Origin of the sequence: Cryobacterium sp. TMT2-18-2, from assembly GCF_004402245.1 — a bacterium.
Lineage (GTDB): Bacteria > Actinomycetota > Actinomycetes > Actinomycetales > Microbacteriaceae > Cryobacterium > Cryobacterium sandaracinum.
This window is the reverse complement of sequence record NZ_SOFU01000028.1, coordinates 97,028-104,443: the sequence shown is the minus strand read 5'-3', so window position 1 is coordinate 104,443 and position 7,416 is coordinate 97,028. Positions and strand designations below refer to the sequence as shown.

Annotated in this window: 6 protein-coding genes; 3 read left to right on the top strand and 3 right to left on the bottom strand. The window is 66.1% G+C overall.

Annotated features, from left to right (window positions below; all coding sequences use genetic code 11):
- The 3 genes from E3O22_RS09365 to E3O22_RS09355 all read right to left on the bottom strand — a co-directional run.
- The coding region (locus tag E3O22_RS09365) for a biotin/lipoyl-containing protein (RefSeq protein ID WP_304988789.1) at positions 1-436 on the bottom strand (436 nt) is incomplete at its 3' end.
- A 70-nt stretch (positions 437-506) separates the two neighbouring features.
- Positions 507-1,877 carry a dihydrolipoyl dehydrogenase gene (gene lpdA, locus E3O22_RS09360; RefSeq protein ID WP_134395597.1) on the bottom strand — a complete coding sequence of 457 codons (1,371 nt, stop codon included), beginning with the start codon at positions 1,875-1,877 and terminating at the stop codon, positions 507-509.
- Between the two features lie 99 nt (positions 1,878-1,976).
- On the bottom strand, positions 1,977-3,464 hold the full coding sequence (locus E3O22_RS09355; RefSeq protein WP_134395596.1) for a leucyl aminopeptidase: 1,488 nt from the start codon (positions 3,462-3,464) through the stop codon (positions 1,977-1,979).
- A gap of 96 nt (positions 3,465-3,560) precedes the next feature.
- On the opposite strand from E3O22_RS09355, the gene E3O22_RS09350 reads away from it, so the two are divergent.
- The 3 genes from E3O22_RS09350 (at position 3,561) to E3O22_RS09340 (ending at position 7,412) form a co-directional block, all read left to right on the top strand.
- Positions 3,561-4,484, top strand: coding sequence for a proteasome assembly chaperone family protein (locus tag E3O22_RS09350; protein WP_134395595.1), 924 nt, complete (start codon positions 3,561-3,563; stop codon positions 4,482-4,484).
- A 54-nt stretch (positions 4,485-4,538) separates the two neighbouring features.
- Positions 4,539-5,873, top strand: a complete 1,335-nt coding sequence (locus tag E3O22_RS09345; protein ID WP_134395594.1) for a nitrate/nitrite transporter — start codon at positions 4,539-4,541, stop codon at positions 5,871-5,873.
- Between the two features lie 231 nt (positions 5,874-6,104).
- Positions 6,105-7,412, top strand: coding sequence for an RNA polymerase sigma factor (locus E3O22_RS09340; RefSeq protein WP_370448432.1), 1,308 nt, complete (start codon positions 6,105-6,107; stop codon positions 7,410-7,412).
- Positions 7,413-7,416: the final 4 nt, after the last annotated feature.

The following is a 7,416-nucleotide window of genomic DNA, read 5'->3' as shown; positions in this document are numbered from 1 at the left end:
CGGGTGCCGCCACGGGTGCCGGTGCCGCCACGGGTGCGGGTGCCGCCACGGGTGCGGGTGCCGCCACGGGTGCCGGTGCCGCCACGGGTGCGGGGGCCGCGACCGGTGCGGGGGCCGCGACCGGTGCCGGCGCTTCCGCGATGGTCTCCGGAGCGTCCACCGGCGCAGGCGCTTCCGCGACGGGAGTGGAGGCACCGGAACCGTCACCGATCGTGACCAGCGGAGTTCCGACCTCGACGGTCTCATCTTCCTGGACCAGGATGGCCTCGATCACGCCGGCAATGGGGGACGGGATTTCCGTGTCCACCTTGTCGGTTGATACTTCCAGCAGCGGCTCGTCGACTTCGACGCGGTCTCCCACGTTCTTCAGCCAGCGGGTGACCGTACCCTCTGTGACACTCTCACCGAGTGCCGGGAGGTTAACGGATTCGCTCATGCGATTGTCTCCTTCAAAACGTATTGTCTGTAATTAGAGTGCTGAGTGTCTGAATGCAGAGGTTCGGCGGCTACGCGTGAAGCGGCTTGCCGGCCAGCGCCAGGAAGGCCTCGCCGAGTGCCTCGTTCTGGGTGGGGTGCGCGTGCAGGAACGGGGCGATGTCTTCCGGGTAGGCCTCCCAGTTCACCACCAACTGTCCCTCACCGATCAGCTCGCCGACGCGGGCGCCGATCATGTGGACACCGAGGATGGGGCCGTCCTTGACCCGGACGAGCTTGATGGAGCCACTCGTGCCGAGGATGGAGCTCTTGCCGTTTCCACCCAGGTTGTACTCGAAGGTGGAGATCTGGTCGGCGCCGAACTTTTCGGCAGCCTTGGCCTCCGAGTAGCCGACGGAGGCGATCTCCGGGTCGCAATAGGTGACCTTGGGAATGTTGAGGTCGTCGACGACGATCGGGTTGAGACCGGCGATCTCCTCGGCGACGAAGATGCCCTGCTGGAATCCGCGGTGCGCGAGCTGCAGGCCGGGGACGATGTCGCCCACGGCGAAGACGCCGGGAATGTTGGTCGCGAGGCGCTCGTCGGTCAGGACGAAGCCGCGGTCCATGGTGACGCCGACCTCTTCGAAGCCGAGTCCGGCGGTCGACGGGCCACGCCCGACGGCGACGAGCAGAATCTCCGCCTCGATGACGGTGCCGTCCTCCAGGGTGATGACGACGCCGTTCTCGTGCTGAGTGACGCTCTGGAACCGGATGCCGAGCGAGTATTCGATGCCGCGCTTGCGGAAGGCGCGCTCCAGCTGCTTGGAGATGGACTCTTCCTCGTTGGGAACCAGGTGGGGAAGTGCCTCGATGATGGTGACGTCGGCGGCGAAGGACTTCCAGACGCTCGCGAATTCGGCGCCGATGACGCCGCCGCCGAGCACGGCGACCTTCTTCGGGACGAACTCGAGCTCCAGGGCGTGCTCGCTGGTCATGACTCGACCGCCGATGGCGAGCCCCGGCAGGGAGCGGGAGTAGGAGCCTGTCGCGAGGACGATGTTCTTACCCACGATGGTGTCGGCACCGACCTGCACGGTGTTCGGCGAAATCAGTCGACCTTCACCTTCGATCACTGTGATGCCGCGCGATTTGATCAGACCCTGCAGCCCCTTGAACTTCGACGCCACAATACTCTTGCGGAACGCGTTCACGGCGGGCATGTCGATGCCCTCGAACTGCGTTTTGACGCCGTACTTCGCGGCGTCGCGGCTGACATCGGCCACCTCGGCCGAGTGCAGGAGTGCCTTGGTCGGGATGCAACCGAGGTGCAGACAGGTTCCGCCGAGTTTGCCCTTTTCGATCAGGCCAACGGTGAGCCCCAGCTGAACGCCCCGCAATGCGGCCGCGTAGCCACCGCTTCCGCCGCCGAGAACGACAAGGTCAAAATTCTGTTCCGACACCCAGATACTCCCTCATACATCACAACTCGGTCGGCCCTCAGCGACGATACGCATCCGGGCAGGCGAGAGTGGGCGAGATTTCTCGCCCACTCGACTGTACTACGGGCGCGAAAAATCCTCGGCCAGGCGGAGCAGAGTCCGAACCGAGATTCCGGTCGGCCCAGCATTCGTGAATCCCCACCCGCTGCCGGTGTTGTGGGCCGGCCCGGCGATGTCCAGGTGAGCCCACGGGATCGTCTCGGTGCCGTCCCCGTTGCCGCGGGTCCCGATGAACTCCTGCAGGAATACTCCGGCGAGCAGCATGCCGCCGTGGGTGCTGCCGATCTTCGCGTTGGCGATGTCGGCGACATCCGAGTCGAGTAGAGGGCGCAGTTCCGCGGGAAGCGGCATCGGCCACACCAGCTCACCCACCGATTTGCCGGCGGCGAGCACCCGGGCGACCAGGGCATCCTCACCCATGGCGGCGTAGTAGCGGGTGCCGAGTGCGACGAGGGCGGCGCCGGTCAGTGTCGCCACGTCGACGATGGCATCCGGGCACTCCTCGCCGGCCGCGACGAGACCGTCCGCAAGAACCAGGCGACCCTCCGCATCCGTGTTCAGCACCTCGACCGTGCGGCCTCCGCGGATCTGCAACACGTCGTTGGGTCGGATGGCCGAGCCGGACGGCATGTTCTCCGCGATGCAGAGCCAGGCGGTGATGCGCACGTTGAGCCCCAGGCGGGCGGCCGCCAGGGTCACAGCCAGCACCGTCGCCGCGCCGGTCATGTCGTATTTCATGCCGACCATGGATGCCGGCGGCTTCAGTGAGAGTCCGCCGGTGTCGAAGGTGATGCCCTTGCCGACCAGGGCAATGTGCTGCGTCGCGCCCTCCGGCGTGTAGCTGACCTTGACCAAGCGCGGCGGCCGACTGGAACCCTGGCCGACGCCCGCGATCCCGCCGAAACCATCCGCGGCCAGCTCCGTCTCGTCCCAGACGCGCACGGCGACGGGAAGGCCCGCGGCGGCGTCCATCGCCTGGCGCGCGAGTGCGTCCGGGTAGAGGTCGGAGGGCGGCATGTTGACCAGGTCCTTGACCAGGTTGACGGCCTCGGCGATGACTCCGACGCGGGCGGAGACTCCGGCCGCCTCCGCGGCGGCGTGCACCGTGATCTCCTGCGCCGGGACCCTGGTCGCGGCGAGCGAGTTCTGCCGGTACGCGGTGTAGTAGTACGCACCGAGTGCGGCACCCTCCAGGACGGCCTCCACTTGGGCATCCGTGGTCGTGGGGAAGGCAAAGGCAACCGAGGTCACGCCGGTAAGCTGGCGAACGGCCGACCCGGCGGCATGGCGCAGCGCATCGACCGTGGCCTCCTTGCCGATTCCGACAACGGCGATGCTGCGGGCGTTGCCGATCGACGCAGGCAGTCGCACCACCTGATCGCGACCGCCCGTGATACCCAGGGGCGCGAGTTGGTCCGCGAGGCCGGCGAAGGCGGCGTCAGCGAACAGGGCGGTGGAGTCGCCGGACTGGAGCGCCCCGACTATGAGAACGTCCACCTCCGATTCGAGGGCGGGTGCTGCGGATATGGTCAGGCGGGGTGCGGTCATCCACCGATCGTACGCTCCGGGTGTGTTCGCTCTCGGCATCACGACGGCGTCGTCGATTCCCGCACCGCCCGGAATTTGGCGCTTACAGTTAATGTCATGCGGGATCCTGGTGACATTTACGAGCTGACTGCGGACGCGGAAAACGTCCCGGAGGGGCTCCATCTTGTCGCGGGTGTGACGGGCTTCGCGGATGCCGGTGGTGCCGTCTCGCAATTCACCGAATATCTTCTGGAAACCCTTGACCACACCGTCGTCGCGACCTTCGACGCCGACGTGCTGCTCGACTACCGGGCGCGGCGGCCGATCATCCAGTTCGACCAGGACCACCTCACCGACTATCAGTCTCCCGCCCTGAGGGTGTACCAGGTCAGGGACGAGATCGGCCAGCCGTTCCTGCTGCTGACCGGCTTCGAGCCGGATTTCCGCTGGGAACAGTTCACCGCCGCGGTGCTGCAGCTCGAGCGCCGCTTCAAGGTGGCCTCCACAACCTGGGTGCACGCGATTCCGATGCCGGTCCCGCACACCCGTCCGATCGGCGTGACCGTCAGCGGAAACCGGTCCGATCTGGTCGAGAGTATGTCGGTCTGGCGTCCTAACACCCAGGTTCCGGCGAATGCGCTGCACCTGGTGGAATATCGGCTGCAGGAGGCTGGTACCTCCGTCGTCGGGTTCGTACTGCTGATCCCGCACTATCTGGCCGACACGGAATTCCCCCTCGCCGCCCTCGCAGCCCTGGACAGCACGAGTGCCTCCACCGGGCTGATCTTCCCCACCGATCGGGTGCGAGAGAAGAACCGCGAGTTCGTCGCCCGCATCGACGAGCAAGTGCGGGACAACCCCGAGCTGGGCAAGCTCGTCGGCACGCTCGAAGAGCGCTACGACGCCTATATGGAGGGCAGCACGCTGCGCTCCCCACTGACCGACGAGGCCGGCGAATTGCCCAGCGCCGATGAGATCGCCGCCGAACTGGAGAACTTCCTCGCCACCCGGCGCAGCAGAGACGACGGTTCGCCGGCCTGATCCGCCGAGCGTCGCCGTGAAGCCGGATGCTCCGGCGCGGGTAAGTTTGGGGCAATGAACTCGCGCCGCTCCTGGTTGATCTTTTACGTCGGATCGTTCGCGTACCTCTCCGCCGTCCTGCAGCGCTCTTCCCTCGGGATCGCCGGTGTCGCCGCTACTGAACGGTTCGGCGGGTCTGCCGCGCTGCTGTCCAGCCTCGCCGTCGTGCAACTCGCCGTCTATGCGGCGGCACAGATTCCGGTGGGAGTCCTGATCGATCGGTACGGGCCACGCGTGCTGGTCGCCACCGGGACAGCGCTGATGGTGGTCGGCCAGACCACGCTCGCCTTCGCCCCCGACATCCCGATTGCCGTGCTCGGGCGCATCCTCGTCGGTGCTGGCGACGCCGCCATCTTCATCTCGATGATTCGCCTCATCGCCTCGTGGTTCTCCGGACGCATCGTTCCTCAGCTCTCGCAGTGGCTGGGGAACATCGGTCAGCTCGGCCAGGTGCTGTCCGCCCTACCGCTGGCGTGGGTGCTGCACACCTGGGGGTGGACGCCGACGTTCCTCTCCGCCGCCGCGGTTGCCGTGTTGGCCCTGATCGTGGTCATCGTCGTGGTGACGGACCAACCGGACCGCGCATCCATGCAGAACCGGACCACCAGCTGGCGTGGCGCGCTCCTGCAGCTCACACACAGTTTCAAGCGGCCCGGAACCCAGCTCGGCTTCTGGTCGCACTACGTCACACAGTCCTCCGGAACCGTCTTCACCCTGCTCTGGGGATTCCCCTTCATGGTGTATGGACTGGGCTACGACACGTCCCTCGCCGCGGGGATGCTGATGGTCCTGGTGGGCGCCGGCATGGTGTGCGGGCCGATCCTGGGGATCCTGACGGCGCGCTTTCCGCTGCGCCGCAGCACCATCGTACTCGGCGTCGTCGCACTGATGGGAGCGGCCTGGGCCGCGGTGCTGCTGTGGCCGGAGCAGCCCCCGTTCTGGTTGATGCTCGTGCTGCTCGTCGCACTTGGCATCGGGGGACCCGGCTCGCTGATCGGCTTCGATTTCGCGCGCACCTTCAACCCCCAGCGCAGCCACGGCTCGGCGAACGGCGTCGTGAACGTGGGCGGCTTCACCGCCAGTTTCGTGATGGTCTACCTGATCGGGCTACTGCTTGACTTGCAGGACGGCTGGCGCATCGCCAGGGGGGAGGTGAGCGATCTGTATTCGCTCGACTCCTTTCGGGTTGCGTTTTCCGTGCAGTTCCTGGTTGTGGGACTCGGCGTGATTCTTCTGCTGCACGCCCGGGCCCGCACCCGCAGCAAGCTGTCGCGCGACGAGGGAGTGGAAGTCGCGCCGCTCTGGGTCGCCGTGGCGCGAGCCTGGCGCCTGAGGCAGCAGCCGGAATAGCTGCGCGCCTGGCTTGTCTCCTACACAAAGCATGCAATAATTGTCAATAGGGCCCGTTCTGGTCCTGGGAACAACGACATCAGTGTCGGTGTTAATAGCCTGGGACTTGACATGGGTCCTAGTACTGCCCAAAATCCACACTGCCCAGGCTCCTCTCCCGCCAGACCCACCCGGTCGGGACCCGCCTGGCAGCGCCGCAGGCTCCCGCGCCACGGCATGAGAGGTGTTCGAATGGCAACCCGCACAAAAATCGAGCAAACCGAAGAATCCACCGTGAGCGCCACTGAGGTTTCAGACGCCGTTGCGCCGGCACCCAAGGTCGCCGCGAAGAAGCCGACCAAGTCCGCTCTGGCCAAGGCCGCTGCTGCGGCCGCCGCCGCAGCAAACGGTGAAGAGAAGCCCGCGCCGCGCAAGCGCGCCGCCAGCACGAAGGCGAAAGCCAAGCCGGCATCTGACGAACACGATGAGGCCGCACGCAGCGATGACGCGGATGCCGACGACGACTCCGACGAGGCCAAAAAGAAGCGCGCAGCATCCGCGGAGGCACTCCCGAGCGGTGCCCTAGTACTGTCCCTGGTCGACGACGACGACGAGGTGCCGGTTTACTCCAGCGCAATCACCGGCGCGACGGCCGACCCTGTCAAGGACTACCTGAAGCAGATCGGCAAGGTTGCCCTACTGAACGCCGCCGAAGAGGTCGAGCTCGCGATGCGCATCGAAGCCGGGCTCTTCGCCGAAGACAAGATGTCCCAGATGAGCGACGCCGAGAAGAAGAGTGCCCTCGGACGCGAGCTGATGTGGGTCGCCAAAGACGGCGCCCGCGCCAAAAGCCACCTCCTGGGGGCGAACCTTCGCCTGGTCGTCTCGCTCGCCAAGCGCTACACGGGCCGCGGCATGCAATTCCTCGACCTGATCCAGGAAGGCAACCTGGGCCTCATCCGTGCCGTCGAAAAATTCGACTACACCAAGGGCTTTAAGTTCTCCACCTACGCGACCTGGTGGATCCGTCAGGCGATCACGCGTGCGATGGCCGACCAGGCCCGCACGATCCGGATTCCAGTGCACATGGTCGAGGTCATCAACAAGCTCGCCCGCGTCCAGCGCCAGATGCTTCAGGACCTCGGCCGGGAGCCCACACCGGAAGAGCTGAGCCGCGAACTGGATATGACCCCGGAGAAGGTCGTCGAAGTCCAGAAGTACGGCCGCGAACCCATTTCCCTGCACACTCCGCTCGGTGAGGACGGCGACAGCGAGTTCGGCGACCTGATCGAGGACACGGAAGCCGTTGTGCCTGCGGACGCCGTCGGTTTCACGATGTTGCAGAAGCAGCTCGAAAGCCTGCTCGACTCGCTCTCCGAACGAGAGGCCGGCGTCATCCGCATGCGCTTCGGCCTCGGGGACGGCATGCCGAAGACCCTCGACCAGATCGGCGACACGTTCGGCGTGACGCGTGAGCGCATCCGTCAGATCGAGTCCAAGACCATGGCCAAACTGCGTCACCCCTCACGGTCGCAGTCCCTACGCGACTACCTCGAGTAGAGGT

Coding starts and splice junctions, on each gene's coding strand:
- E3O22_RS09345 (WP_134395594.1), top strand. CDS start 4,539: ATGAACTCGCGCCGCTCCTGGTTGATCTTTTACGTCGGATCGTTCGCG.
- E3O22_RS09355 (WP_134395596.1), bottom strand. CDS start 3,464: ATGACCGCACCCCGCCTGACCATATCCGCAGCACCCGCCCTCGAATCG.
- E3O22_RS09340 (WP_370448432.1), top strand. CDS start 6,105: ATGGCAACCCGCACAAAAATCGAGCAAACCGAAGAATCCACCGTGAGC.
- E3O22_RS09350 (WP_134395595.1), top strand. CDS start 3,561: ATGCGGGATCCTGGTGACATTTACGAGCTGACTGCGGACGCGGAAAAC.